Source organism: Halosolutus gelatinilyticus, assembly GCF_023028105.1.
Classification (GTDB): domain Archaea; phylum Halobacteriota; class Halobacteria; order Halobacteriales; family Natrialbaceae; genus Halosolutus; species Halosolutus gelatinilyticus.
This window is the reverse complement of record NZ_CP095493.1, coordinates 58,430-85,420: the sequence shown is the minus strand read 5'-3', so window position 1 is coordinate 85,420 and position 26,991 is coordinate 58,430. Positions and strand designations below refer to the sequence as shown.

The following is a 26,991-nucleotide window of genomic DNA, read 5'->3' as shown; positions in this document are numbered from 1 at the left end:
GCACGTTCCGATCGCGCGACCGGATGCGATCGAACGACGAGCGATCGAGGGCGTCGATCGCTATCACTCGAATCCGACCCGCACCATCTCGCCCCACGCCGAGTCGCCGCGGACGTATCGGGCGAGCGCGAGCCACGCGATCCAGGCCTTCCACTGGCGGTACGGCGCGTGTTCGGCCAATCCGTATGCGAGGAGCGTGACGATATCCTTCGGGTTCCGGTAGCGGCGAAAGCTGATGACCTCGTTGAGGACGCTCAGCCAGGAGAGCAACGTCCCGATTCCGACCGCGACGCCCAAAAAAAGCAGGAAGAACGGGACGTTCAACATGCCGAAGACGAACGCGATGGGGACGATGACGTAGCCGACCCCTTCGATCAGCGGGCCGATCGCCTCGACGAGTAAGAAAAACGGGAGCGCGAAGAGGCCGATGACGCCGTACTTGGGGTTGCCGATCATCCGCCGGTGCATCCAGAGCGTCTCGAGCAGCCCCTGGTACCAGCGCATCCGCTGGCTCGCCAGAACCCGTCTATCGTCGGGAATCTCGGTCCACACGACGGGGTACGGAACGAACGCGATCCGGTAGTCGGTATCCACGTAGTGGCGGTGCAGTCGGATGATCAGCTCCATGTCCTCGGTGATCGTGTTCGTCGAGTATCCGCCCACCTCCCGCACCGCGCTCGTTCGAAACACCCCAAACGCGCCAGAGATAATCAGCAGGCTCTGTAACGCGCTGAGGCCGACCCGTCCCGAGAGGAACGCCCGAAGGTACTCCACCGTCTGAAGGGGCGCGAGCCGGTTGCCCGACAGTGCGACCTCGGTGACGGTGCCCCGGGTGATCGAACAGCCGTTCGCAACGCGAACCGCACCGCCGGTCGCGATCGTCCGTTCGGGATCCTGCAAGAACGGTTCGATCACCTCGAGGAGGGACCCTCGCTCGACGATGCTGTCGGCGTCGATCGCGCAGAACAGCGGCTGATCGGTGAAGAAAACGCCCGCGTTGAGCGCGTCGGCCTTCCCGCCGTTTTCCTTGTCGATGACCACGAGGTCGACCTCGTTCGACTGGTAGACCTCGTGAACCGGCTCACACGGCAGGTCGAACGGCACGTCCTCGCCGACGGGATCGAGTTCGAAGTCCTCGAGGAGCCGCCGGAGCGTCCCGTCGTTCGAGCCGTCGTTGACGACGACGACCTCGAAGACGCTGTACTCGAGGTTCAAAAGCGAGCGGACCGAGTCGCTGATCACCGCCTCTTCGTTGTACGCGGGGACGACGATCGCGATCCCCGGAAAGAACGGCGATCGGTACGGATTGTACGTCGGGTTGAGCAGCCGATCCCGGACGTTCCACTGGAGCGAGGCGATCGAGACGAGGTGAATGAACAGGTAACTCCCGTTGACGATCGCGAAATAAGCCAGAAAAACCAGCTCGACAGCCAGAATATCGGCTCCAGACCGATTCCTACGACCATCCAGTCGCAACCCTCCGTCTCGATCGTACCTCCGCGTCCGCCCACTTGATCGTTCGGGCTGCAGCGGCGTCCGACGGGTTCGGCGGCGGCAAGTCGTGCCCCCTCGCGACCAGCGTGCGGGCCGCGGCGAGGCGAGACCGATCGGCCGGATCGTTGACGACGGCGTAGCGCAGCCACTCGATCGCTCGCTCGTCTCCCCACCGGCTCAGCAGTTCGTAGCCGGCGGTCCGAACCTGCGGGTGGGGATCGGTGAGCACCCGTTCGACGTCGACGTGATCGCGGAACGTTTCGCGCCACCCCTGCCGACCGAACGCGATCAGCGCGCCGGCCCGGATCTGCGGCGAGGCGTCGAGCAGCGGCGGAAGCCACTCGAAGTACTCGAGCCGTTCCGCCGACTGACAGTGCGCGAGGACGGTCAAACACTGGAGCAGCAGTTCGTTCTCCCACACGTCGGCGTTGATAGCTGCGAGCGACAGCAACGGCGTCGCGTCCCGCCGATTGAGTTGGTACAGCGTGTCGAGTCCGAACACCGTCAGCGGGCGGTTGCCGTCGCGGAGCAGCATCGCGGTGCCGTCCATGCCGGCGTTCTCGTCGCCGACCGCACAGAGGAGCCGCGCAGCCGCGGTCCGCGTCTCCTGGTTCCCCGCGCAGTGGGTTCGCAACAGCTCCATCGACACCGGCCGCTCGAGCAGGGTGAGCCAGATGAGCCCGCGGAGCGTGTTGAACATGGACCTGCTTCGGAGCATCGAGGTCGCGCGATCGTCCAGTCCGAGTTCGGTCGACAGCTGGACCAGCTGCTGAAAGTCGCCGCCTCGAAGCCGTCACAGATACTGGGCGACCGTCCGCCGAACGACGTAGCGTTCGATCGGCGAGAGGCCGTCGTACCACGCCGCCGCGTCCGGGCCGGGTTCCTCGAGCTGTTCGAACAGCGCAGGGAGGATGTCGAGTCGAACCGCCTCTCGCCGGCGATCGAACCAGAAGAGCACGGCCGAGAGCGACACCGTGATCGCGCCGGCGAACAGACAGACGGCGACGATCGCGACGAACACCTCGAACAGTCCGATCTCAGGTAGCCCGACCATTATCGAAGCAGGCGTTCGAGGCGGACGACGATCTCCGACGGGTTGAACGGTTTCATCACGTAATCGTCGGCCCCGAGTTCGAATCCGCGGAGGACGTCCTCCTCGAGGCCGCGGCCCGTAACCATGATCACCACGATGTCGGCGTACCGCTCGTCGTTGCGAAGCCGCTTGAGAACCGTGAACCCGTCCAGTCCCGGCATCATGATGTCGAGCAAGAGCGCCTCGGGAGGCTCGTCGGTCGACTGGAGGTGCTCCCAGCACTCGTCGCCGTCTTCGGCGGCCACGACGTCGAAGCCCTCGGTATCGAGCTTGTACCGGAGTATTTCCAGGATCGGCGCGTCGTCTTCGGCGATCAGGACTCGACGTGTCATTGGCGTTCTGATGGCGATGGCTCGATCGCGGCGAGCACCGTTGCCGCGAGTTCGGCAGCCGTTATGGGCGTCTGTGCGAACGTCTGTCGACCGGTGATCGGAACCCACTCGCCGTCGGTCGGCGTCGGCCCGATCGCAACGAGCGGTACGGCTTCCTCCTCGATCGGCGACCGAAGAGTGGCCAGCGTCGATTCCTCGACGGCGTCGATCGCCGCTTCGGACAGGAAGACGCAGTCGACGTCGCTCGGCTCGACCGCATCGAGCTCCTCGGTCGAAACCGTGTCTCGCGTAACTCGGCGGTCGAGTTCGTCGAGGGTCTCGAGCAGCCGATCGTCGACGTCGCCGACAACCGCAATCGCGGTCGGATCGGAAGCCGAGGGGTTGATCGGCAGTCCGAATCGGTTCTCGAAGAGGCGCTCGAGGGCGTCCGGGGCGACGGTCGCCGCGAGGACGCCCGCGATCCCCTGCAACGGGCCCGGGTGGTCGCCGGCGACCGTCGACACGAGCGTCACCGACGTGTCGTCGTCGAGGTCGTCGAGCGTCCGTTCGAGCCCCTCGAGCGACCGACCCGACGGAAACCGACAGTCCAGGATGAGGTGCTGGGGGCGCGACCGGTCGAGCGCCGCGCGGAGGTCGTCGTCGTCGCTCGCTCCGCGCACCACGTAACCGGCGCGTTCGAACTGCGCCTCGAGCGCCGCCACGAACTCCTCGTCGTCGCCGATCGCGAGCACGATCGAGTCCGGCGGCGTCGACGGCTCGAGCGACGCGGTCGATTCGTCGACGGCCACCTCGTCGCCGGGAGTCGATCGTCCCTCGTCGCCAGTTTCCAGCGACTGCGCCGTCTCCGCGGTCAACTTCAGAGTCGCCTCGACGATCTCCTCGACTGCGTCTCGTTGGTCCGGCGTAAGCGGTCCGAGCGATTCGTCCTCGAGTTGGACCGCTCTCGCGTGTATCACGCCCAGCTGGCGACGAAATTCGAACGCGTGCCGGCCGCTCTCGTCCGGAGACTTCATCGCGAACTATTACAACGTAGACGCTCGCGCTAATAAATCGATCCATGTGAAGGAATTATTACTAGTAAGTACTAGTGACAGACAGTGGCAGAGCATGCCCTCGTGAATCCCCGATAACCGCGCACTGCAGCCGTGATCGTACGTTTCAGTGGCCACCCTCACTGACCGTCGACTTCGCGAGTACCGCCACGATACTATCGCTTCTGACACAATATCTTCGGCGGGGTGACGTAACGAGCAGGCCCGGTGCCTTTACGGAGCGGGTTGACAGCGCTGTGCGATTCGAGATCCGCGCGTCGAGGTGGTGCGACGGCCGCGACGAGACCGGCGAGCGTGCGGCCCCGGTCGACGGATTCGGGGACGGGGCGCCCCTACGCCGCGTCGCTGCTATCGGACTCCGCGTCGCGTCCCGGTTCCTCGACGCCGAGATCGACCTCGAGCGCCGAGTCCGCCGCCTCCAGCACGACCGTCTCGCCGGCCGTCGTCGAGTCGCCGAGCTCGACGGCGAGGTCGTCGATTTCGATCGGCGGCGGGAAGAGCACGTCGACGCGGCTTCCGAAGGCGATGTGACCGAGGCGCTGACCGCGATCGAGCCGCTCGTCAGCCTCGACGTAGGGGTGGATGCGCCGGGCGAAGGCGCCGGCGATCAGCGTGATCGTGGCGTCGTTGGGCGGGACCGCGGCGTCGGCCGGGGTCGACTCCCCGTCGAGGGGGCGATCGTCGCCGGCCGGCCCGTCCCCGACGAGGCCGCCTTCGTCGGCGAGGGCGCCCTCGTCGCTCGAGCCGTCACCGGACGGAAGCTCGCCGTCCTCGGTCACGACGCGAACGTGGACCCGCTCGTTCCGATCGGACTCCTTCGAAAACGCGGGCTTGTTCGCCCCGGACACGTGCTCGACGTCGGTCACGGTCGCGTCGACCGGCGCGCGGACGACGTGGACGTGCCAGACGTTCATGAAGATCCCCAGGCGGACCCGATCGCCTTCCTCGCGGATGACGGAAACGTTTCCGTCGCAGGGCGCGACGACGCCCGTCGGCGGCGGCGTCCGATCGGGGTCGCGGAAGAAGGCGAGCGCGGCGACGCCGATCGCGGCCGTGACGAGCCCGGCGGTGGCGCTGATGATCAGCGCGAAGGGCGCGACGAGCAGGGGGACGACGGCGTACTTCCAGGCCCCCGGCGCGAAGTTCATACTCGATGCATCGGGCAGGAGTCGTATGGCCGTTACGGATACCGAGTTCGGCAATCGTCAGTCCCAGAACGACTGCGTGCGTGCGTACTCGCGCTCCGTGGAGAGGATGTCTCGGTAGAAGTCATCCTCGTTCTCACGGAGTTTGCTGATGATCCGCGCGGCGTTGTGCGGCCCGACGCCGCGGGCGGCCATCGCGATCACGGCCTGTTTGCCGTGGCTCTGGACGAGGCTCGCGGCGCGGAACGCGCGTTCGGTCATCCGCTCTTGCTCCTCGTCTTTCTCCTCGGCCCGGACCGCCTGCACCACCTCGTCGGCCCACGGGTTCAGCGAGGCGATCCGCGTCGACCCGCACTCGGGGCACTTCGGCTGGTCGGGGACGCGCTTGACCTTCGTCTTCACCTTCCACTCCTTGCAGTGGGTACAGAGCAGGATGACCCGATCGTTCCGAATGCGCTCGCGAACCGTCTGGATGACGCTCGCGTCGGCGTTCTCCGGCGCGAGCAGTTCCTTGCCCGACGACCGGCCGCCCCGCCCGATCGGTGTCCGGCCGCGTTCGGTCACCAGTTCCAGCTCGCCTCCCTGGACGCTGTGCAAAACCCGTCGGGCGCCCTCGACGTCTAAGTCCTCGTGGAACACCTCGCGGATCGCTTCCCGGTACATCGGCGTGTCCTCCAGCGCCGAAAGCAGCCGGGAGTTCGAGAGCCGACCCGACCCCTGCCAACGCTTGAGCGCGCCGAACTTCGCCGACACCTGCGAGAGGCGAAACGCGAGCGCGTCCGATCGCTTCAGACCGAGTTCGACGATCGCCTCGACGTGATCGGGATCGGTCTCGCGGAGGACGTCGACGATATCGCTCGTGGCGATCGAACTCGGCACCTCGAGTTCGATCCGGTAGGGATCGATCTCCAGCCCGACCGAACTGCCGGCGCGCTGGCCGAGCAGCGCCGAGAGCACGCGTCCGAGCGTCTCGTTCGTCTTGTGACCGAAACACGCGTTCAGGACGACGGTTCGGCCCCGCCGCTCGAGCACGAGGCGCTCGTCGGTCGGCATCGCGACCTCGGCGTCGACCTGGCGCTCGAGTTGCTCGCAGGCGTCCGCGAGCGTGTACTCGTCGGCCGGATAGCGGCGGGCCAGATCCCGGCCGACCGACGCGGCGTCGGCCCCCGACCGGAGTTGCGGTTCGGCGACCCCCCGAATCTCGCCGACCTCGCTCGCGACCGCGAGCGGGACGGGGATCTCCTGGCCGATCCACGACGGCACTTCGCCGGCGGGGTCCTCGATCGGACTCACCTTGACGGTCGCCTCGTCGTCGTCGATCTCGGCGATTCGCCACATCTCGCCGCGCTGGACGAACACCTCGCCGGGCTGGGCGAAGTTGACGACGAACCGCTCGTCCAAGGTGCCGATTCGGGTGCCCGAGGCGATGTCGTTGACCTCGTAGGTCTCCTCGTCGGGGATCATCGAGAGGTTCGCGTAGACGTACTGCCAGGTGCCGCCGGTCGTCTCGAGCCGATCGGCGCTCTCGTCGAACCAGACGATCCGGTTCCGGTGGAGTTCCGACAGGATCTCGCGGATCGTCTCCTCGGAAACGTCCTGGAAGGGGTAGGCCCGGGTGATCGTCTCCACGGCCTCGCCGACGCGGGTCGCGCCGCGGCTCTGGACGATCGCCGGCAGCTGGTTCGCGACGACGTCCAAGCTCCCCTCGTGGATCGCCGCGGGCTCGACCTCGCCCTCGCGGGCGCGGCGCGCGATCGCCAGCGCCTCGAACGTATCGTCGGGCCGGGTCGACACGATCGTCCCGCTCGAAACTTCGTCCTGGCGGTGGCCCGCGCGGCCGATCCGCTGCAGGAGTCGGGTAACCTGCCGCGGACTCTGGTACTGGATCACGTGATCGACGCGGCCGACGTCGATGCCGAGTTCCATCGAGGAGGTACAGAGGAGCGCGTCCAACTCGCCGGCCTTGAACCGGTCCTCGACGTCGATCCGGGCCTCCTTCGAGAGCGAGCCGTGGTGGACGCCGATCGGGAGGTCCAGTTCGGTAAAGCGCGAGCCGAGGGCTTCCGCCGTCTGCCGGGTGTTGACGAAGATGAGCGTCGACTCGTGCCGATCGACCAGATCGCGAATGAGGCGGACGTGGCTCGCCGTCGAGGCGTCGGTCATGAGCTTTCCCGCCAGCGTCTCGTCCTCGTCGGTGATCTCCGGGCGGCACACGGCGACGTCGACGTTGCTCCCGACGTCGATCTCGCGGATCTCGCAGGCCCGGCCGCCGGTGAGGAAGTTCGCGACCTCGCCCGGATCGCCGACCGTCGCGGAGAGGCCGATCCGCTGGAAGCCGCCCGCGATGTCCCGGAGACGCTCGAGGCCGACGGCGAGTTGCGCGCCGCGTTTCGACGCCGCGAGTTCGTGGACCTCGTCGATCACGACGTGCGAGACGTCCGGGAGCGCCTCGCGGAGACGGTCACCGGTGAGCATCGCCTGCAGGGTTTCGGGCGTCGTGACCAGCACGTCCGGCGGATTCTCGGCCTGTTTGCCCCGCCGGTACTGGGTCGTGTCGCCGTGACGGACGTCGACATCGAGGTCGAGGTAGTCGCCCCACCACTCCAGGCGCTCGCGCATATCGCGGTTGAGCGCGCGCAGCGGCGTGACGTAGAGCGCGCCGAACCCCTCCGGCGGGTCGGCGACGAGGTGGTCGAACACCGGCAGCATCGCCGTCTCGGTCTTGCCGCTCCCGGTGGGCGCGATCACGAGCGTGTTCTCGCCGGCCGCCAGCGGCGGAATCGCCAGTCGCTGCGGCGCGGTCGGCGTCGAAAACCCGCGTTCGGAGAGCGCCCCGCGAACCGTCGATCCGAGGTGCGTGAAGGCCGCGACGTCCCCGTCGGTCATCGGCGGCTCTAGGGGCGAGCGGCGGATAAGCGCCACGTTCCCGGCACGATCGCGTCACTCCTCGGCGCGTGACCCGTCGGCCGTCTACTCGTCGTCCGATTCGGCTGCCCGATCGTCGGTCGATCCGCCGGACGGTTCGTCGGCCGATCGGCCGTTCCCGCCGCCGGCATCGCCCTGGTCGACCAGTTCGTCGGCGAGCTCCTCGTCGATCGCCATCTCCCCCGGTTCCGCGGGTTCGTCCTGCACGTCGGACGCCGCCAGCTCCTCGAGCTCCTCGGGCGATCGCTCCTCGTCCGTCAGCTCGGCGGCCGTCTCCTCGTCGGCGACCGGTTCGTCGGTCGTCTCGGCAGCCGTCTCTCCCGAGTCGCCGATCGGGATCCGTTCGCCCGCGGACTGCGCGTCAGCAGCCCGATCGCGCGTCTGCGACGCCTCGTCGTCGGATTCGGATGCGAACCGCCGGACGATCGCGTACGCGACGGCGGCGACGCCGATCGCGAGGATCGCGTCTCGGGCGTATCGTTCCGTGCTGGTCCCCGCCGGTTCACCTCGGACGCCGTCCGACAGCCGACTCTCGCTGGGATCTAGCCGAAAGCGCATCGACGGACGTTCGATCCGACTCGGAAAGTCGGTTCGGCGTGTCCAAGCAAGCCCGCGACGGCGAGCGTCGGTCCCGGTTGGCGGTCCCTCCCGAACCGATAGTCGGCGGCTACTCCGACGAACGCCGCGAGTAATCGGAGCCTATCGTCCGGTAGGCGGCGCATAGTCTATTCGGAAGACCCGGAACCGGTGGACCGATGATCAGTACGCGATCACGACAGTCATCGATTCCGAACGATCGGGCGACGATCGCTCGCTGCGGCGCAGCGATCGCCGCGTTCGTCGTCGCCCTCGGACTCCTCACGCCGGGCGTCGTCGGAGCGGCCGCCGGCACCGCAACCGTCGACGGCGCCGCGACCGCATCCCAGGCGGCCGCGTCGCCGCAGAACGCGATCGCGGCGCAGTCGGACAACGTTTCGGAGGAGGCGTACGTCGAGTCCGCCCCGGAACGCGGGGACAAGTACTACGAGGCAACCGACCCCAACGGCGACTGGATCAGTTACGTCAACCCGCGCGACGAGTACCGCAATCCCTACCTCGGCGAGGGCTCCGGGAAGATCTGCGTGACGCTGCTCAACGAAGCCGGCGACCCGATCGTCGGGGAGACCGTTCCGAACACGAGCGTGGTCATCCCGACGGGCGACAACCTGTCGTGGCACTCCCAGGCGGACCCGATGGTCGTCGACCTCCCGCTGACCGACAACTACGAGCGGCCGCTCGACGCTGACCAGTTCGGCACTGATCCGAACGTGATCCAAGGCGACGGCTACATGGATTCTCACTGTATCGAGATGCACGGCCACCCCGAGGACATCACGATCAAGTACGGCCAGGCCAGCGTCCAGGGCGAGCACGCCGACGAGATCGACGTCGTCGGCTACATCGAGCAGCAACCGGGCGGCGACGGCTGGGACACCGGCATCGACCCGATCGAGGCAGCGGAATCGTACGAGGAAGTGGGCGGAAGCTGGACGTACGAACCGAACGCGTCGCACGGGCAGGTCGTCGCCGTCCTGCAGCTCGATCGCAACGGAAACCAGACCGATCCGGCGAGTGACGACGACGGAACTGCCAACGAGAGCGACGGAGAAACCGACGATAACGACTCCGACGCGGAGTCGGACGGCAGCCAGAACGACGGACTGCCCGGAATGGGCGTCCTCGCTGCGCTCGTCGCGCTGACGATCGCCGCGCTCCTCGGGAGACGTCGATGAGCCACACCGGTACCGCGATCGAGCCTACCGGGCCGTAGAAGACAGGGAACGGGGCACTGGATCGGGAATCGCGGAGCGCCCGACCGACAGCGAGACGGGGATTGCGGGGGTCGAACCCGCCGATAGACGGTCGCGTCCACCCCGTCTACTTGAGGATTCGAGCACGGACTAATAATACTGCTGGCCGACACTACCGTCGACGATGCCGGTCGAACCGACGACATTTTGACGATCCCCGCGAGATTCCCGCAAAATGGCGCCGCCATCAGAGGCCGACGAGAACGATCCGCTGGTCCCGATCGTCTGTTCCGAGTGCGATACCGCCTCCCGCGTTCCGCTGGCGGAGCTCGCCGAGACGATCGAGCGACACAACGACCATCGCCACGACGGCGACGACGTCGCGCAAGTCGACCCGGACGTCGCGGACCACATCGCCGATCTGATCGCCCGAGAGCTCGGGTTTCTCGACGGCTGATCGGTCGGCCGCGACGTGCCGACCCCAGATCCGGGTCGGCAGTCGACACAAACACGGTATTCCAGCAGAAAGAGGAGACTATGACCGATCGGACCCCCGAGTGGATGGAACCGGGAGACGAGGAGATTCTCGAACTGATGCGGGACGACGACGTCTTCACGCCCGATCACGTCGCCGAGGACGTTGCCCTCCGCGCGCCGGACGTCGCCTATCGGTGTCGCGTCCTCGTCGATCACGGCCTCCTGACGAAACACGGAATGGGAATGTACGACATCACCGACCTCGGCGAGAAGTACCTCGACGGCGAGGTCGAGCCCGACGAACTGCCGTCGGACGAGGAGTGACCGGCGACGGGAACGCCGCGGGGCGAAGCGCGGACGCGGCTACGAGATCGACGCCGGCGGTCGTCGCTCGTCGTCGATCGTCGCGTCGGCGGCGATCTCGTCCGCCGTCGCCGCGCCGAGCAGGGCGTCGATCGCGTCCGTCGCGGCCGGCGCGTAAAGTGGCCTGTTGTCGTTGCCGCACCGATCGTCCATCAGGCAGGCCGGACAGCCCTCGTCGCGGCCGCAGGGGCAGTCGACCATCAGCTCGCGAGCGCGCCGGGCGACGGCCTCGTACTCGTCGTAGATCCGCCGGGAAAAGCCCACACCGCCCTCGACCGCGTCGTAGAGGAACCAGCCGCTGCGGTCGGGGGTTTCGGGCAGCCGGTTGGTCGCGAGGCCGCCGAGGTCGGCCGCGTCGACGTTCAACTCCAGCGGCGCGACGGCGATCATCGCGTGTTCGACGGCGTGAATGCCGCCGAGGTAGCCGTGCAGTCTGGGCGGGATCCCCTCGCACTCCGCGTTGTGGTATCCGCTGTGGGCCGCGCGAACCGCGCGTTCGACGTCGGCCGGGACCTCGGCCCAGCACAGCTGCGTCCGCATCTCGAGCGGCGGCACGCCGGTTTCGAGGCCGACGGCGCGGACGTCCCCCGAACCGATCTCGCGGCGCATGTACGTCCCGTAGTGGATCGTCACCGTCCCGTAGCCGTAGTTGAGCCGGAACGGTCCCACCTCGCGCGATTCGCGGACCGTCGTATCGTAGATCGTCACCCGGCCCTGCGACTGGGTGTAGTAGTCCGCGTCGACCCGACGGAGTTCGACGTACGGCTGCGGACCGTCCTCTCGCAGCGCGACGACCTCGTACTGGTCCCCCTGGAACCGGACGATCGCGCCCTCGTGGTAGTCCCGGTAGGCCCGATCGCGTCCGATCGGCTGATGGTCGATCGCGCCGTCGCCGGCCAGCCGCACCTCGAACGCGTTCCCGCCCGAGGCGTAGAGGCTCACCGCGTCCTGAGGGCGATCGCGGTGGGCGTAGGTCACGCCGCCGGCGAGCGATCCCTCGAGTTCGCCCAGTCGGCGCCCGAACTCCACGGCGCGTTCGAGCCTGTCGAGACCGCCGAACCGATCGGCGTCGGCTTCGGTGAGCGGGAGTTCCTGGGCCGCGCAGTTGACGTGCCGGCGGTAGACGGGATTGTTCTCGAGGTCGACGACGGCGCGCTCGTGCTCCTCCTCGAGGACGTACTCCGGATGGCGGAGCACGTACTGGTCGAGCGTGGCGTGGCTGGGGACGAACACCGAAAGGGCGTCGCGCTCGTCGCGACCGGAGCGGCCGATCCGCTGCCAGAACGACTGCCGGGAGCCGGGATATCCCTGCAGAACGGTGCCGTCGACCCCCCCGACGTTGATGCCGACCTCGAGCGCGCTCGTCGTCGCGACGCCGTCGAGTCGGCCGTCTTTGAGCCGGCCCTCGGTCGCGCGACGCGATCGCTTCCCGTGGCCCGCGTTGTACGGCGCGAAGTCGGCGCTCCCGGAATAGGTTCGTCGGTCGTCGGCGAGGAACGACTCGGCGCGATCGACGGCCAGTTCGGTCCCCTTCCGGGAGCCGCAGAACAGCAGCGACGACACGCCGTGGTAACACAGGTGCGCCCAGACCTCCGGGGCCTCGACGGTCGCCGGCCGCTTCGAGAACTCGTTCCAGGCGTCCTGGCCGGGATCGCTCCCGGCGTTTTCGCCGCCGCGGTCGTCGGTCGGCGGGTTCCAGAACAGGAGGTCGCGCCGGCCGCGCGGCGAGCCGTCCTCGTCGATCACCGTCGCCGGCTCGCCCGTCAGCGCCTCGGCGTGTTCCGCGGGGTTGCCGATCGTCGCCGTGGTCAGCACGTACTGCGGGTCGCCGCCGTACCAGTCGGCGATCCGGCGTGCGCGCCTGAGGATCCACGCGGCGTGCATCCCGCTGAGTCCGGTCCAGCCGTGTGCCTCGTCGACGACGATCAGATCGCAGTTCGCGTGGAAGTTCGCCCAGCGGTGGTGGCCTTCCAGGTAGTGATTCAACCCCGCAAAGTTCGTGATGACGACGTTCGCCTCCTCGCGGATCCGGCGCTTCTCCTCGGCCTTCGTATCGCCGTCGTAGACGCCGATCGAGACGTCCAGATCGAGCGTCCCCCGGAGCAGTTCGTTGAGTTCGCGCTCCTGGTCGCGACTGAGCGCCTTCGTCGGATAGACCAGCAGCGCCCGGACCTCGGGATTCTCGAGGAAGCGGCGGGCGACGTGGAGCGCGTACACGAGCGTCTTCCCCGACGAGGTCGAGGTGGCGACGCAGACGTTCTCGCCGGCCGCGAGCGCGGAAAGCGCCGACGCCTGGTGACTCCACGGATCGAACTCGAGTTTCGCCGCGAGCTCGGGCGGCAGCACCGACTCGGCGGCGACGTGAGTCGCGTCCCGCGCCGGCATCGTGATCCGCTCCTCGAGTTGTCCTCGGTAGCGGCGGTCCGGGTACGTCTCCAGCAGTTCCGGCCCCGTCAGCTCGAGTCCGCGTGCCGATTCGTCCGCGTTCGATTCTCTCTCGCTGTGCGCGTCGTCCATACTCAGAAATCACCGAGCCCGGTCTGGGTCGTTTCCGCCGTCCCACCCTCGCTCTCGCGTTCGCTCCCCCGTCCCGAACCGGAGACGGGAGTCGCCCGTTCGATGTCCGCGGCTTCGATCGCGTCGTACACCGCGGCCAACTCGCGAACGTCGGCCTCACAGTAGGCGCGGGCGGCCTCCCAGTCGATCCCGGCCGGGCGATCGGACTCGATCGTCCGCCGGACCGCCCCCGCGAGCGTCTTTCCGTCCAGTGTCGCGGCCGCGCCGTCGCGCCGGCCGCCGATCGCTTCGGCGACGTCCTCGAGTCTGTTCGTCCGGCCCGGCAGGACGGCGTTGTCGCGTCGAACCGCCCAGTCGTAGCAGTCGTACTTCAGCACGTCCTCCCGCCAGTAGTCGCGGTAACCGGGCGCGTACCGGGAGACGAACCGATCGAGGTGTTTGTAGTCGAACCCGTGGCCGTTCCAGGTCACGAGGGCGGGCCGATCGTACTCGGCCGCCAACCACTCGACGAACGATCGCGTCGCAGCGCCCGGATCGTCGCGCGAGGGATCGGTGTCGATAAAGTCGACGTAGGTCCCCCGTTGCGAGTCGTAGACGCCGATCAGCCAGACGATCGTCGGCGCGAGGCCGTCGGTTTCGATGTCGACGAAGATCGGGTCCGAACGGACCGGGGGAACGGGCTCCGCCGACCGACGGATCACGAGGCCCTCGGCCAGCGATCGGGCGCTCGCGCGGATCGTCCAGGCCGTCTCGTCGCCGATCCCCTGCACCGATCGGAGGGCGGCGAGCGACGCGCCGGCGACCCTCTCGCGAGAGTCGTAGCCCACCTCGCGGAGCCGTCGCGCCGTCGTCGGGCCGACCCCCTCGAGCGCCCGCAGGCCGAACCGATCGGCCGGCACGGAGGAGACCGAGACGGCCCCGTTCGACGCGAGGGTGAGCCGGGCGAGTTCGGGCGCGCCCGATCGCGGGATCGGCCCGAGACCGCGAATCGGGAGGCGGACCTCCCGACCGTCGACGGACGCGCGCCAGACGTGGTCGTAACTCGCGGGGAGCGAGCCGGTGAGAAACGTCGTCTCGGCCGGCGACTCCGCCCGGGATCGCGACCGCGATCGGTACCGCGCGATCGTCTCCGCGCCGTCGAGGGTCGCCTCCAACGCTACCTCGTCGGCCGTCGCGTCAATCCCATCGCAGACGACGTACGCGGCGTCTACCGCGTCCTCCGCGCCGGCCGCGCCAGAACCGATCGCGTCCTCGAGATCGGCAAGGCGACTCGCGACGGCGATCGTCACGCCGCCGATCGTCTCGGTGCGAACCGACGCCGGACCGGCGGGATCGACAATCGGGCCGTGGAACGTCCGTCGAAGACGGCCCACGACCCGCGCGTCCCGCCCGTCGCGAACGACGTAGACGAGGTCCGGATCGAACTCGGCGCAGACGTCCGCCAGCAGCGTCTCGCTCGGCGGGCCGCCGGCCGGTCCGCCGAGCGCGTCGCACCGGACGGCGAGCAGGTCGACGCTCGATCCGAACCCGTCGGTCATACGGGCAGGGTACGGGCGATCGAAGATAAGCGTTTGCGGAGCGCGGTGGAAACCGTCTCCGATCGAGCGTTCGAGAGAGGCGGTGCGACGGGACGTGTCGATCGTGACGAGCGGACGACGCCGGTTCGCGTCGGAACGCGGCCTGGACGCCGTCAGCAATCGGCCGGATCGTCCGAGTTGGCCGGATCGCCTTTCCGATACCGACGTCCGTTTCGCTACGTGAACGGTACGTTCGCCCTTCGATCGGGCCACTGCGCCGGATTTTCTGAGAGCGTGCGGAGCCGCCCATCGCGATAGTTCTATCGCTCGAAAACGTGTGAAACTCGCCCGAATTCGCTCGTCACGACAGTTTCGTGACCCGTAAGAGTGCGAAAATTCGACGATCGACGAACGTAGCCTGCCGAGAGCAGACGCTCGTTACCGGGCGATCGAGACCGGTGGTTCCGCCGGTCGAGAAACCGATCACTCCGGAATCGGGCGCCGCGTGTCGACCACGCGAGCGCCCCGGCCGTCGATTCGGATCTCCGTCCACGAGGGGAGGTCGGTCGGTTCGATCGGCGCGAGCATGAGCAAGGCGCCGTCCGCGACTTCGACCAGTAGCCGATCCGGATTCCGCTGTTGAATGCACGGCATCCACGCGCCCGTCCGGAGGCGCCGCTCGACCTGTCGACCGGTGTAGTACCGACCGTTCGTTCCCTCGAAGACGCCTTCGATAGGGACGTTCACTGCCACGAACCGTCCACCTCCGGCCGGCCACTGTCGACCTCGGGCGACCGCGTCAGTTGCGCCATACTCGATCGATCGGAGTCCGGGCGGCGTGATCGACGCTCGGGTTCATATGGACGACTTTTAAGATACCCTGACTATCCGATTCGCGTGACGGTGTGGGAAGCGGGAACATGCCCTCGGGGCTGCGGCTAGCTCGATCGTGATCCGGGCCGTACGCCCGTCGAAGCGCTCTCCGCGGCAACCCGAATCGCCGCGCGAGCGATCGATCTCGAGGGCGGGATCGGTTCGATGCGTTCGCCGTCGATACCGTGATAAAAGCGCGTGTCGAGGTGAACATATGACAGGTACGAGGACGCTCGGACGATCCGCCGCCGACACGATGCGATCCGGACGAATCGAATTCGCGCTGCCGACGCCGGCGCGGTCGATCGATCGCCGTCGTCGCGACGGAGGGATTCCGTGACCGTCGAACTCGACGGCGAGAGCCTTACCCCGGACGCGGTGGTCGCGGTCGCGCGCGACGACGCTCCGGTCAGCGTCCCCGAGTCCGCACGCGAACGGGTTCGCGAGTCGCGAGAACGGGTGGCGGACGTCGTTGACGGCGGCGAAGCCGTCTACGGGCTCAACACCGGGTTCGGACAACTCGTCGACGAGCGGATTCCGACCGACGAGATCGAGCAGCTGCAGGTCAACCTCCTTCGCAGTCACGCCGCCGGCGCCGGCCGCGAACTCGCACGCGAGGAGGTTCGGGCGATGCTGGTCGCCCGGATCAACGCCCTCGTCAAGGGATACTCCGGCGTTCGCGAGGACGTCATCGACACCCTCGTCGCGATGTGCAACGAGGGCGTCCGCCCGGTCGTCAAGTCCCGCGGGAGCCTCGGCGCGAGCGGCGACCTCGCCCCGCTGGCCCACATGGCCCTCGTCCTCATCGGCGAGGGCGAGGCGATCGTCGAAGGGGACAAAACGGGAGACGACAGCGGGACGACACACCGGGTTTCCGGTGAAGAGGCGCTCGCCGCGATCGATCGCGAGCCGCTCTCGCTGGCACCGAAGGAGGGGCTCGCGCTCATCAACGGGACGCAGTTGACGACCGGCCTCGCGGCGTTCGTCGTCGTCGACGGCGAGCGCCTCGCTCGCGGGGCCGACGCCGCCGGCGCGCTGACGATCGAGACGACGCTGGCGACGACGGCGACGGCCGATCCGGCGATCCACGACGTCCGCCCGCACGCGGGCCAGCGCGAGAGCGCCGAGCGGATCCGCCGCCTCACCGCCGAGAGCGAGGTCGTGGAGGCCCACCGGAACTGCGATCGGGTCCAGGACGCCTACTCGCTGCGCTGTCTCCCGCAGGTCCACGGCGCCGTCCTGGACGCGCTCGCCCACCTCCGCGAGGGCGTCGAGATCGAACTCAACAGCGCGACGGACAACCCGCTGGTCTTCCCGGCCGAGCGCGTCGACGATCGGGCCTCCGGCACGGACCGCGCGGGCGTCATCTCGGGCGGGAACTTCCACGGGACACCGCTCGCGCTCCGGCTGGAGTACGCCCGGCTCGCGCTGACCGATCTCGCCGCCATCTCGGAGCGGCGGATCGATCGCATCCTCAACCCGAACCTCCAGGAGCCGCACCTCCCGCCGTTTCTCGCGAGGGACGGCGGCGTCGAGTCCGGCTACATGATCGCCCAGTACACGGCCGCCGCGTTGCTCAACGAGTTGCGATCGATCGGCCCCGCGTCGACTGACAACACGCCCGTCAGCGGTGGCCAGGAGGATCACGTCAGTATGAGCGCCCAGTCGGCGCTGCACGCGCGCACGGCGATCGACAACGCGACCCAGATCGTGGCGGCCGAACTGGTCTGCGCGACGGAGGCCGCCGAGTACGCGGCCGACGCCTTCGCGGCCGACGACCTCGAACTCGGCGTCGGCACCGAAGCGGTCCGCTCGCTCGTCCGGACGGTCGTGGCGCCGCTGGAGACGGACCGGCCCGTTCACACGGACGTCGAAGCCGTTGCGACGCTGCTCGCAGACGGCCTCGTCGACACCGCGACCGATCGGGCGATCGACGACGCCGGGTCGGACTGACCGTCCGGATTGTCCCGAGTCGATCGCCCGCCGTCGCGTACGGCCACCGTTATCTCCCGCGAGCCCGTACAGAACAGTGCCTTCCGCCGAGCGAATTTCGCCGAACGAAGGTCGTCCGATGCGCGGGGCCGCCATTCGAACCACCACCTACCCGCCCCGTCGTAGTCGGACGGATTTTCGGCGCGCGACTCCCGCGGCGTGGCGGGCTAGTCCGTGCCGCCGCCCGCTTCGAAAAACTCGCCGAGAACCGTCTTCAGTCCCTTCCGGAGGTGCTGGTGCATCGTCGGCGGCGAGACGTCCATCGCCTCGGCGATCTCCTCGCCCGTACTCTCGCGCGGCCAGTCGAAGAAGCCGCCGTAGTACGCCAGCCGCAACGTGGTGTGCTGGCGCTCCGTGAGCTGATCGACGATCCGGTTGCGTCGTTCGGCCGCCGTCCGGACGGGTCGATCGATCTGCCGACGGGCGACCAGTTCCGTGTTCTCGTAGACGGCGGTAAGGGCCTCGGCGATTTCGCGAACGGGCGCGTCCTGCGGGACCTCCACCACGCAGGCACCCACGCCGTCTTCGACCGTGACGTCGCGGATCGTAGCGCCGTGGTTCGCCAGCGTCCGGACCCCCGATTCCGAGAGCCGCATCTCGATCGTACAGCGGCCCATCCCGTCCCGGATCAGCCGACACTCCTCGACGGACTCGTGGTCCCGCGCCTCCGCGAGAACCGTCTCCCCGTCGAGCCCCTCGACGGTCACGAACTGGAACGAGCGTCCGCTCGCGGTCGTGCCGGCCCACTCGAGCGAGCAGCGACAGTCGTACGCCGACGAGAGATCGAACGAGAACGTCTCGCCGCCGTCGATTCGAAACTCGAGTTCGACGACCGTGTCGGCAAAGAGCAACTGGCGGTTCTTGACGGCCTGGATCGTGAAGCCGATCGTCTCCCCGAGCAGCCGGAATCCGGCCTGTTCGCTCCCGCTGAAGTCGTCACATCGGCTCGTGAACACGGTGAGGACGCCGTAGGTCGCGCTGTCGTAACTGATCGGAACGGCGAGGATCGATCGCACGCCGTCCGCACGGATCGCGTCGGACAGCGGCTCGGGGGTCGCGTCGGCCCCGGGCGAACAGGGATCAGCCTGGACCGCGTCCGTCGCGACGGCCCGCCGAACCGTCGGCAGGGTCTCGGCGCCGACGTCGGTGACGCGATCCAGCGTGGCCTCCGCCCGCCCGGCCCCGATCCGGTAGGCGAGGCGCCGATCGCCGGTCCGTCCGGCGATCCACGCCCCGCAGTACAGCTCCGACTCGGCGAGTCGGTCGCAGACCTCGCGTTCGATCGCCTCCCGCGTTGGCGCTTCGACCAGCGTTTCGATCACGTCCCGGACCACCGCGTTGATCTCGGTGAGCGTCTCGAAGTGCGTCCGTCGAGAGGAAGACTCGCGGCTGCGGCCGGAACTCCGGTCGGCGGCGTCGGACGGTTGTGACCGGATCGTCTCGACGACCCGAGCGACGACGTCCTCGTCCTCGGCGACGTACGCCGTCGCTCCCGCTCGGTAGGCGGCCGTCGCCGCCCGCTCCGATCCCGTCTTCGGGACGACGACCGTCGGCGCCGAAACGACCGTCCGAACTCGTCGGACGGTCCGTCGGATCTCGTCCGGCCCGTTCAACGCGATCACGATGCCGATCGGGCGCGCCGTCGCATCGATGCCCGCGTCGGGATCAGCGCCCGCCGCGGTCGACTCCCGGCCGACTTCCTCGGGGTCGCGATCGACGTCGAGTTCCGATCGAAGGTCGGTCTCCGGTTCGATCGACCGCACCGAACCCGACAGTTCGCGACGGAGGATCGCCTCGAGGCGACGTTGTCGCTCGTCGGAGGCCGTGATGAGAACGATCCGGCCGTCTCGCTGTGTCACATTCATTGCGGGGGCATCGACTGGAGCCGTCACGAGCGTCCGCGTCGAAATCCGATCCGCGGAGCGTACCGCGGTGACTCCTCCGTTTTATCCACTAACGTGACGTATTGATATAAACCTGGTGGTGCTGGGCCGACGGGCATCGACGGCACCTCCCGGAAACCCGGCGGATTCGAACCGATCGGTCGACGATAATCGGAGCTAGCTGGCGCGATTCTGGCCGGACACGACCGAACCGTGATCCGACCAGATCGACCCCGTTAAATTTCGCCTTGGTCTTTGAGATCCTCGATGATGTCGTCGACGAACGTTTCGACGTCCTCGTAGGGCCAGTCGCCGCCCGATGTCTTGGTGTTGAGTTCCATGGCGGTGATCGAGTAATCGCCGGATTCGAACTTCGTGCCGGGCCCGTTCGGAAGCGCCGGAACGAGGTCCATCGGACTCGAAATCGGATAATCCGCCCCTTCGAACGCGTCGATCATCTGCTCGCGGAGCTCGTCCTCGTCTGGCATTGCGTCTCATTGTTACACACGATAAATAATAAATCTTCATGTAGTTGGACGTTGATCGACGCGCCGATCGGAGACGACGCATACCGCCGGAGAATCGCTCTTCGATCGACGTTCGCGGCGGTCGGATCAGACGGTTCGACGTCTTCCGGAGCACGCGAATCCAGTCTCGCTATTCCCGGGAGCGCCTTCATCGTTCGTCCCGTTCCGAGAGTCGGCGCGAGCAACGAGCGAGCCGCCCGCGAGCGATCCGATACGATGACGATCGGCGCGCACCAGTACTGTCAGAAGAGAGTAATCCGTCCGAAACAATAATAGGTTAGTACGGACGACGTTCTTTGCATGGCGAAAGATACCGTCAGGTACCCGGACGAGGTCGTCGAGCAGATTGACGCGCTCGTCGAAGACGGTATGTTCGAGAGCAAATCCGAGTTCTACCGATTCTCCGCGGAGTACGTTCTGGCGCTGATCGATCCGGACCACGAGGTGAAGACCTTCAACTTCGAGGAGATCAAGTCCGAACTCGCTATCTCCGAGGAGGATCACGCGAAAGCGCTGGGTACCGACGGCGGAACGTTCTTCCTGGACGCCGTGATCACGGTCCGGAAACAGGGCCTGCGGGGGAACTACGAGGCCGCGGAGCGGTTCATCGACATCCACTACGACGAGACCGACCAGGAGTGTATCATCCTCGAAGAACTGCTCGGCACCTACCGGAACGGTCCGGCCTGACGCGATCGGCGAACGCGGCGGGCGGAGCCGATCGCCGATCGAAGAGGTTGATCGTCGAGCCGTGGCCGTCGTTTCGCCGCACCGACCTACCGGAACGGCGCGCCTAGCGCGGCGAGGTCGACGTGCTCGCGAACCAGCGTCGCGGCGCGATCGAACGGCGTTCCGTTGACGGGACCCGGAGCGCCACCGGCGATTTCCGGTCGATCGACGCCCGCCGACGCGGCAACATGATCGAGAAACGCCTGCCGGACGTTCTCGTTGTCGAAGACCCCGTGGAGGTACGTGCCGAGGACGGACCCGACCGCGGCGCTCGATTCGCCGAGCGGCCGATCGACCGCCTCGAGCGCCTCGGTTCGACCCGCGTGGATCTCGTACCCCGACGCGGTTCCCGACGCACCCGCGAGAAGGGGCGTTGCCGTCCCGTCGACCGGCACCGCGGTCCGTTCGAGGTGTTTCTCGGCGTCGAAGCGGGTCTCGATCGGCAGCAGACCGAACCCGTCGACGACGTCCTCGTTTCCGGTCCCCTCGAGGGCCGCGTCGGTGATCCGCTCGCCGAGCAACTGGTAGCCGCCGCAGAGGCCGACGATCGGCCCGTCGAACGCCGCGAGCGCGTCGTCGAACCCGGCCCGCCGGAGCGCGAGCAGGTCGTCAACCGTGTTCTTCGTTCCCGGGATGACGACCGCGTCGGCCGCCGCGAGTCGACCCGCCGGATCGTCGTCGCCGTCTACCGGCACGTACAGCACCGAGACCCCCGGCTCCGCCGCCAGCGCCTCGAGATCCGTCGCGTTCGAGATACGCGGGAGCCGCGGAACTGCGATCCTGATCCTCCGTTCGTCGGGAACGCCGTCGTCGCCGCCGATCGCGGCGCGCTCGCTCGTCGCCGGCAGGGCGACGCTGTCCTCCTCCGGGAGCCCCGGATCGTCGTAGGGGACGACGCCGAGGATCGGGACGCCGGTTCGGGACTCGATCTCGTCGATGCCGGGATCGAGCAGCGACGGCTCCCCTCGGAACTTGGTGACGACCGCGCCGACGATCCGTTCCCGGAGGTCCGCGGGCAGGAGTTCGATCGTTCCGTAGAGGCTGGCGAACGCGCCGCCCCGTTCGATGTCGACCAGGAGGAGGATCTCCGCGTCCGCGAACCGGGCCAGCTCGACGTTCGCGAGGTCGCGATCGTGAAGGTTGATCTCGGCGATGCTGCCCGCCCCTTCGGCGACGATCACGTCGTGTTCGGCCGCGAGCCGTCGGTAGGACTCCTCGGCCGCCGCCCGGGCCTCGTCCCAGTACGCCTCGTAGTAGGTCCCCGGCGGAACGTGTTCGCGGGCCCGCCCCTGAACGACCACCTGGCTCTCCCCCTCCCCGCGGGGTTTCAACAGGACCGGATTGCAGTCGGTCGTCGGCGTGATTCGGGCCGCCCGCGCCTGGACGAACTGGGAGACGCCGATCTCGCCCCACCGATCGACCGCGCCGCCGTTCGTCCCGTCTCCCGGTCCGCCGTCCGTTTCGGCTGCGGAACCGTGGTCGGCCGCGCCCGCGCCGATGTCCGGGCGAACGACGACGCGAGCGTTGTTGCTCATGTTCTGCGCCTTGAACGGGGCGACCGAGACGCCCCGATCGGCGAGGAGACGGCAGAGGCCGGCGGCCACCGTCGACTTGCCGACGTGGCTCGCGGTACCGGCGACGAGGAGGGTCCGTGTCATCCGCGTAGGCGGTACTCGCGCGTGCGGTGGTATTCGTCCTATCGGTTCCCTCCCGGCCGAGCTCCCGTCCCGATCGTCGCGGTCGGATCGCTCTCGAACGATCGTCCCGCCTCGTCGCCGTCGTTCACACTGTCCTGTCAGTCTGAACTGCGATAAATTCAGTCGAAGCGTAATAAATTCGCGTCTATCGAGGAGAACGACCTGTACGTTCAATACGTGACGGCGATACCGATCCGATGCCGGCGACCGATCGATTCGGGATGGCGACGGAACCGGCAATCAGGGGCACGGCCGATATTTTTTGAACGCGTCGACGCGCTCGGGATCAGCCGAGCGAAGCCGCACGATCTCGAGGCGTCATCCGGTTCGGTGACGCCGTTCCCACCGCGGTCCGGCCCGGCTCGAGAGTACCCAGCCGATGGCCCCGACGCCGACGCCCGAAAGTGCGATCGCGAGGGCGATCGGCGGCGACGGCGGACCGACGACGAACCCCGCGACCAGCGTCGGGACGAGCGGGAGGGCGACGCCGGCGGTGAACTGCGCGAACCGGACCGCGTCGAACAGGAACTCGTTCGGATCGAAGCCGGCGATGTACACCGTGAGGCCGTAGTAGTACAGCGCGTAGCCGGCGAGCAGAACCGCGCCCGCGACGGCGTCGACGAGGGTGGCCTCGAACCAGACCACGGCCACGAGGTACGGCGCGGCGACCGCCGGCGCCCCGACGAGGACGAACGCCGCGCGTTTCGCGTCGAACACGTCCGCGACCGACACCGGGTACGCGAGGTACGATTCGACCGAGTCGAACTGCGTGAGCCAGTTGTACGTCGTGAACGCCGACAGTCCGAGAACGCCGCCGAAGAACACGCCCGGCGCGGGCTCGACGCCGGTGATCGAGTCGACGACCCCGACCAGCGCGGCGACGAGCGACAGGAGGATCCCGACCGAGACGAACGGCTTCCAGACGCCGCCGGACGACCGAGCCAGGTCGAGAAGGGCCTTCCTGACTAACGGCTCCTCCGCGGCGAGAACCGGGCCGTTTCGACGGGCAAACCCGTCGCTAGCCGTCCGGGCGGGGCGGCCGTACGTCGGGTCGTAGACGGCCAGCGCGATCGCTCCGACAGCGATCGTCCCGACCGTTAACGCGGCGCCGATCGCGGGCGACTCGATCGGAACGATCGCGGCCGTGACCACGGCGAGCTCGTCCCGGCCCGAGAGTACGGCGAGCGCTATCGCTACACCGACCGCGGCCACGATCGCCCGCACGGAAACGCCCCGCGTCCGGACGGCGATCAGCATGACGGTGATCGCCATTCCGGCCGCGAAGACGATCGTGAGGGACGTCCAGAGCGTCGCGACGGCGAACGGGGTGCCCGCGGTAAGCCCCAGAAGCGGTCCGGCGCCGATCGCCATCGGGAGGACGAAGACGAGCGCGTAGAAGAGCCCGTCTTTCAGCAGGAAGAGGCCGAGCAACCGTCTGCGCCCGATCGGAAGGGTGGTCGACGACGCGAGGACGAGCGAGAGGTCCCCAAAGACGTTCTCGAGCATGTCCGAGCCGACGAAACCGGCCGTCCCGCTGTAGAGGCCGAACCCGAGCGCGAGCACGTGCAACCCGGTGACGACCGTCCCGGTCGTGGTGCCGTTCGCGAGAAGCGCGAGCCCACCGAGACCGGCCAGTACGGCGACCATGACCGGAAACAGCGCGAAGCGCCAGCCGCCGAACAGCCGGGTGTGAAGCCGCCACTCCTCGCGAACGAGCGCCCGGAACAGCGTCCGGTCGATCGTCGACGGCCGGGGCGTCGATCGACTCATGCTGTCGAGCATGCGGGGAGATCGCGAGCCGCTTCGTCGGAGACGCGATCGAGGAACAACTCGAGAAGCGACGCGTCGGTGGCATCCGAAACCGATCGTTCGGCGACCAGCCGCCCGTCGGCGACGATCCCGACGCGGGTACAGATCGCCTCGGCGACCTCGATGTTGTGCGTCGAGACGAAGACGGCGTTGTCCGCGGCCGCGTAGCCGACGAGAAACGCCTTGACCTGCTCCTGGACGAGCGGGTCGAGGTTCGCGAGCGGCTCGTCGATGAACACGACGTCGGGTTCGTGCAGGAACGCCTGGGCGATCATCACCTTCTGCTGTTGGCCCCGCGAGAGATCCGTGTGGAGCGTATCGAGCTTGCTCTCGAATCCGAGCCGCTCGGCCCACCGGCCGGCTCGATCGGCCACGCGATCGGGGTCGAGACCCCGAACCTCGCCGACGAACTCCAGGTACTCCCGCGGCGTGAGGAAACTCGGCGGCGACGCCTGCTCCGGCAAGATTCCCGCCCGACGACGCGTCTCGATCGGCCGTTCGACCGGGTCGACGCCGAGAACGCTGACCTCACCGGCGTCGGGTTCGATCTGCCCCGTCAGCACGCGGATCGTGGACGTCTTCCCGGCCCCGTTCGGACCCAAGAATCCGAACAGTTCGCCCCGATCGACCGCGAAACTCAGCCCGTCTAACGCGTCGACGGTCCCGTACGACTTCCGTAGGTCGGTAGCGCGTATGACACCCATCAGCTATCGCGACATTTCGGTTGATCGGTAATAACTGTGCTGGCACCTGTCCCGCTGCGCCTTCTTCGATCCGCGAACTCCCGAATACGTAGACCCGCCGTCCTCGGTACCGGTCAGCGCCGGTCACTCGCAAATGCAGTCTCGCGTCCGGGTCAACCGGACGATCTCGTCGTGGAGTCGCGTTGCGAGTTCGTGGATCGTTCGCGCGCGGTACTCGCCGGCCACGCCGGTTCGGTAGTACGATTCCGATCGGTTCTCGATCCAGAGCGCTTCGAGCCGATCGGCGACGTCCCGCGAAAATAGGCCGGCGCGGACTCCCAGTTCGTACACCTCGGTGTGGCGCTGGCCGGCGACGTCGTACCCCTTCTCCTCGACGTAGAACTGGATCGATCGCTCGATCGCGACAAACGAGCTCTCGATGATGACCGTGAAGTGTCCGTTTCGATCGCGGAGGAAGCCGGCGGCGTCGAGGAGGCGACACGCCTTCCGAAGCTGGATGAGAGCCGGATCGGAGACGTACTCGAGCCCCACCTCCGGGTTTTCGGGCTTTCGCTGGAACGCGTCCTCCGCGTCCGCGAGCGCCGCTTCGAGTTCCCTGGAGGTCATTCTGCCACCCCGAAGATCTCGTGTTTCACTCGCCGCAGCGTCTCGCTCTCGACCAGGGTGACTCCCTCCCGGAATATCGGCCGGAGATCCGCGCCTCGCTTGCGGGCGCTCTCGGGCGACTCGACAAAGACCTCGAACTCGTACCGATCGCCGTCGATCGGTTCCGCCTCCAGGTCTCGAACGACGTCCGCGACGGTTCGCCGCGCGGAGACCGCCTCCTCGTCGGCGACGAGGACGAAGACGTCGACGTCGCTCGCGCGATCGGCCTCGCCGCGGGCGACGCTGCCGAAGCAGACGATCCCGGCGATCGAATCCAGCTCGTCGTCGAGACGCCGGACGAACCGCCGCAGCGGTTCTCGAAATGACGGCTGTGGGATTTCGAGGAGCGGATCGTCCGGCTCGCGTAACCGCCGCTCGTCGATCCGGTAGAGCGTTCGGTTCCCGGCGTCGCGTCTGACGACCACCCCCATCGCTTCGAGCAGCGAGAGCGCCTTCGAGACGCTGGGGCCGCCGTATCCGGTGAGTCGCTGCAGCTCTCGGTTCGAGAATTCCTCCGACGGGTTCCGGGCGAGTATCTCGATGCTGTCGTCCATCGCCCCGTACCGGAAGACCTGCTCGTCGGGAAGGGGCAGTCGTACTTCGACGCTCATTCGTTATGCTCTATGTAATGCATTACATCACACATAACATTTATCCCGCCGAGTCGGGGCGGTGACGCGAGAACGGACGAACAGTTAGAACTCGGTTCCGCGACGCGCGCGCTGACCCCCTTCGATCGGGTGTTTCACCTTCCGGACGTTCGTGATGAGATCAGCGACGTCCGCGAGGTACTCGGGTTCGACGTGGCTCCCGGAAAGGACCAGTTCGAGGTCGGCCGGTTTCGATTCGACGAGATCGAGCACGTCGTCCTCGCCGACGAGGCCCCGATCGGCGGCGTAGAGGATCTCGTCGAGAACGAGCATGTGCATCCCCACCTCGGGGTCGGCGTCGAGCGGGATCGGTTCGTCGAGGGCGGCGTCGGCCGCCGCGTCGAGCAGTTCGCGGGCCCGTTCGAGCCCCGCCTGCGCCTCCGCCTCGTGATCCTCTTCGGCGGAGCCGTCGGCCATTCCGTGCCAGCCGTAGTGGCCGAGGTTCTCGTAGCTGATCCCCGGCAGGGTTGCGATCGCGTTGTACTCGCCGCGGACGGCGTCGACGCTCGACGCACCGCCCTTCATGAACTGGAGCACGTGGACGCGGTAGCCGTGACCGGCCGCGCGCATTCCCATCCCGAGCGTGGCCGTCGTCTTGCCCTTGCCGTCACCCCACCAGACCTGCACGAGGCCGAACTCCGCCGGTGCGGACGGTTCGATCCGCTCGGGCGTCGGCGTTCGTCCCTGGCCGGGCGTGTTCTCGATCGTCGAGTCGGGCGTCCGATCGTCGCTCATACGAGTGGCGTCGATCCCGCCGTATATGTAGCTACGGCATCG

Annotated in this window: 24 protein-coding genes; 5 read left to right on the top strand and 19 right to left on the bottom strand. The window is 67.8% G+C overall.

The window, feature by feature from the left end:
- Nucleotides 1–63: 63 nt before the first annotated feature.
- The 8 genes from MUH00_RS21830 to MUH00_RS21795 form a co-directional block, all read right to left on the bottom strand.
- Complete coding sequence (locus MUH00_RS21830) at nt 64–1,476, bottom strand: glycosyltransferase family 2 protein (protein WP_247005001.1); 1,413 nt, start codon at nt 1,474–1,476, stop codon at nt 64–66.
- Complete coding sequence (locus MUH00_RS21825) at nt 1,457–2,194, bottom strand: HEAT repeat domain-containing protein (RefSeq protein WP_247004999.1); 738 nt, start codon at nt 2,192–2,194, stop codon at nt 1,457–1,459. The genes MUH00_RS21830 and MUH00_RS21825 overlap by 20 nt, the downstream gene beginning before the upstream one ends.
- A gap of 93 nt (nt 2,195–2,287) precedes the next feature.
- On the bottom strand, nt 2,288–2,548 hold the full coding sequence (locus tag MUH00_RS21820) for a hypothetical protein (protein WP_247004997.1): 261 nt from the start codon (nt 2,546–2,548) through the stop codon (nt 2,288–2,290).
- Nucleotides 2,548–2,919, bottom strand: coding sequence for a response regulator (locus tag MUH00_RS21815; protein WP_247004995.1), 372 nt, complete (start codon nt 2,917–2,919; stop codon nt 2,548–2,550). The genes MUH00_RS21820 and MUH00_RS21815 overlap by 1 nt, the downstream gene beginning before the upstream one ends.
- Nucleotides 2,916–3,932, bottom strand: coding sequence for a hypothetical protein (locus tag MUH00_RS21810; RefSeq protein ID WP_247004993.1), 1,017 nt, complete (start codon nt 3,930–3,932; stop codon nt 2,916–2,918). The genes MUH00_RS21815 and MUH00_RS21810 overlap by 4 nt, the downstream gene beginning before the upstream one ends.
- Nucleotides 3,933–4,303: 371 nt before the next feature.
- Nucleotides 4,304–5,119, bottom strand: a complete 816-nt coding sequence (locus tag MUH00_RS21805; protein WP_247004991.1) for a protein sorting system archaetidylserine decarboxylase — start codon at nt 5,117–5,119, stop codon at nt 4,304–4,306.
- 57 nt (nt 5,120–5,176) lie between these two features.
- Complete coding sequence (locus MUH00_RS21800; protein WP_247004989.1) at nt 5,177–8,002, bottom strand: DEAD/DEAH box helicase; 2,826 nt, start codon at nt 8,000–8,002, stop codon at nt 5,177–5,179.
- Nucleotides 8,003–8,086: 84 nt separating this feature from the next.
- Entirely contained in the window at nt 8,087–8,599 is a 513-nt protein-coding gene (locus MUH00_RS21795; protein ID WP_247004987.1) for a hypothetical protein, read from the bottom strand.
- 197 nt (nt 8,600–8,796) lie between these two features.
- Here MUH00_RS21795 and MUH00_RS21790 point away from each other — a divergent pair, with 197 nt between their 5' ends.
- The 3 genes from MUH00_RS21790 (at nt 8,797) to MUH00_RS21780 (ending at nt 10,632) form a co-directional block, all read left to right on the top strand.
- On the top strand, nt 8,797–9,813 hold the full coding sequence (locus MUH00_RS21790; protein WP_247004985.1) for a PGF-CTERM sorting domain-containing protein: 1,017 nt from the start codon (nt 8,797–8,799) through the stop codon (nt 9,811–9,813).
- 253 nt (nt 9,814–10,066) lie between these two features.
- The gene (locus tag MUH00_RS21785; protein WP_247004967.1) at nt 10,067–10,288 is read left to right on the top strand and encodes a DUF8149 family protein; all 222 of its coding nucleotides are present in this window, start codon (nt 10,067–10,069) and stop codon (nt 10,286–10,288) included.
- Between the two features lie 80 nt (nt 10,289–10,368).
- A complete protein-coding gene (locus MUH00_RS21780; protein ID WP_247004966.1) occupies nt 10,369–10,632 on the top strand; it encodes a helix-turn-helix domain-containing protein in 264 nt (87 codons plus the stop codon).
- A gap of 39 nt (nt 10,633–10,671) precedes the next feature.
- Here the strand turns inward: MUH00_RS21780 and MUH00_RS21775 are convergent, their stop codons facing one another.
- The 3 genes from MUH00_RS21775 to MUH00_RS21765 all read right to left on the bottom strand — a co-directional run bounded on the left by MUH00_RS21775 (nt 10,672) and on the right by MUH00_RS21765 (nt 15,458).
- A complete protein-coding gene (locus MUH00_RS21775; RefSeq protein WP_247004964.1) occupies nt 10,672–13,188 on the bottom strand; it encodes a DEAD/DEAH box helicase in 2,517 nt (838 codons plus the stop codon).
- Between the two features lie 2 nt (nt 13,189–13,190).
- A complete protein-coding gene (locus MUH00_RS21770) occupies nt 13,191–14,726 on the bottom strand; it encodes a ribonuclease H-like domain-containing protein (protein WP_247004963.1) in 1,536 nt (511 codons plus the stop codon).
- A gap of 462 nt (nt 14,727–15,188) precedes the next feature.
- Entirely contained in the window at nt 15,189–15,458 is a 270-nt protein-coding gene (locus MUH00_RS21765) for a hypothetical protein (RefSeq protein WP_247004961.1), read from the bottom strand.
- Nucleotides 15,459–15,914: 456 nt separating this feature from the next.
- Between MUH00_RS21765 and hutH the strand changes: the two genes are divergently transcribed.
- Complete coding sequence (gene hutH / locus MUH00_RS21760; RefSeq protein ID WP_247004959.1) at nt 15,915–17,531, top strand: histidine ammonia-lyase; 1,617 nt, start codon at nt 15,915–15,917, stop codon at nt 17,529–17,531.
- Between the two features lie 206 nt (nt 17,532–17,737).
- Here hutH and MUH00_RS21755 read toward each other — a convergent pair whose 3' ends face one another.
- Both MUH00_RS21755 and MUH00_RS21750 read right to left on the bottom strand, forming a co-directional pair.
- Nucleotides 17,738–19,435, bottom strand: a complete 1,698-nt coding sequence (locus tag MUH00_RS21755) for a bacterio-opsin activator domain-containing protein (RefSeq protein ID WP_247004957.1) — start codon at nt 19,433–19,435, stop codon at nt 17,738–17,740.
- A 254-nt stretch (nt 19,436–19,689) separates the two neighbouring features.
- Nucleotides 19,690–19,941 (bottom strand): MTH865 family protein, encoded by a 252-nt coding sequence (locus tag MUH00_RS21750; RefSeq protein ID WP_247004955.1) that lies wholly within the window; start codon nt 19,939–19,941, stop codon nt 19,690–19,692.
- A 339-nt stretch (nt 19,942–20,280) separates the two neighbouring features.
- On the opposite strand from MUH00_RS21750, the gene MUH00_RS21745 reads away from it, so the two are divergent.
- Nucleotides 20,281–20,670 (top strand): ribbon-helix-helix domain-containing protein, encoded by a 390-nt coding sequence (locus MUH00_RS21745; RefSeq protein ID WP_247004954.1) that lies wholly within the window; start codon nt 20,281–20,283, stop codon nt 20,668–20,670.
- A gap of 86 nt (nt 20,671–20,756) precedes the next feature.
- Here the strand turns inward: MUH00_RS21745 and MUH00_RS21740 are convergent, their stop codons facing one another.
- The 6 genes from MUH00_RS21740 to MUH00_RS21715 all read right to left on the bottom strand — a co-directional run bounded on the left by MUH00_RS21740 (nt 20,757) and on the right by MUH00_RS21715 (nt 26,949).
- On the bottom strand, nt 20,757–22,367 hold the full coding sequence (locus MUH00_RS21740) for a cobyric acid synthase (protein WP_247004952.1): 1,611 nt from the start codon (nt 22,365–22,367) through the stop codon (nt 20,757–20,759).
- A 357-nt stretch (nt 22,368–22,724) separates the two neighbouring features.
- Nucleotides 22,725–24,188, bottom strand: a complete 1,464-nt coding sequence (locus tag MUH00_RS21735) for a hypothetical protein (RefSeq protein WP_425603077.1) — start codon at nt 24,186–24,188, stop codon at nt 22,725–22,727.
- On the bottom strand, nt 24,173–24,919 hold the full coding sequence (locus tag MUH00_RS21730) for an ABC transporter ATP-binding protein (protein ID WP_247004951.1): 747 nt from the start codon (nt 24,917–24,919) through the stop codon (nt 24,173–24,175). Before MUH00_RS21730 ends, MUH00_RS21735 begins: the two co-directional genes overlap by 16 nt.
- Before the next feature lie 123 nt (nt 24,920–25,042).
- Nucleotides 25,043–25,525 (bottom strand): DUF8154 family protein, encoded by a 483-nt coding sequence (locus tag MUH00_RS21725; RefSeq protein ID WP_247004950.1) that lies wholly within the window; start codon nt 25,523–25,525, stop codon nt 25,043–25,045.
- Entirely contained in the window at nt 25,522–26,175 is a 654-nt protein-coding gene (locus MUH00_RS21720; protein ID WP_247004949.1) for a nucleotidyltransferase domain-containing protein, read from the bottom strand. The genes MUH00_RS21725 and MUH00_RS21720 overlap by 4 nt, the downstream gene beginning before the upstream one ends.
- Before the next feature lie 84 nt (nt 26,176–26,259).
- Nucleotides 26,260–26,949: a cob(I)yrinic acid a,c-diamide adenosyltransferase gene (locus tag MUH00_RS21715; RefSeq protein WP_247004948.1), complete on the bottom strand. Its 690-nt coding sequence runs from the start codon at nt 26,947–26,949 to the stop codon at nt 26,260–26,262.
- Between the last annotated feature and the right edge of the window lie 42 nt (nt 26,950–26,991).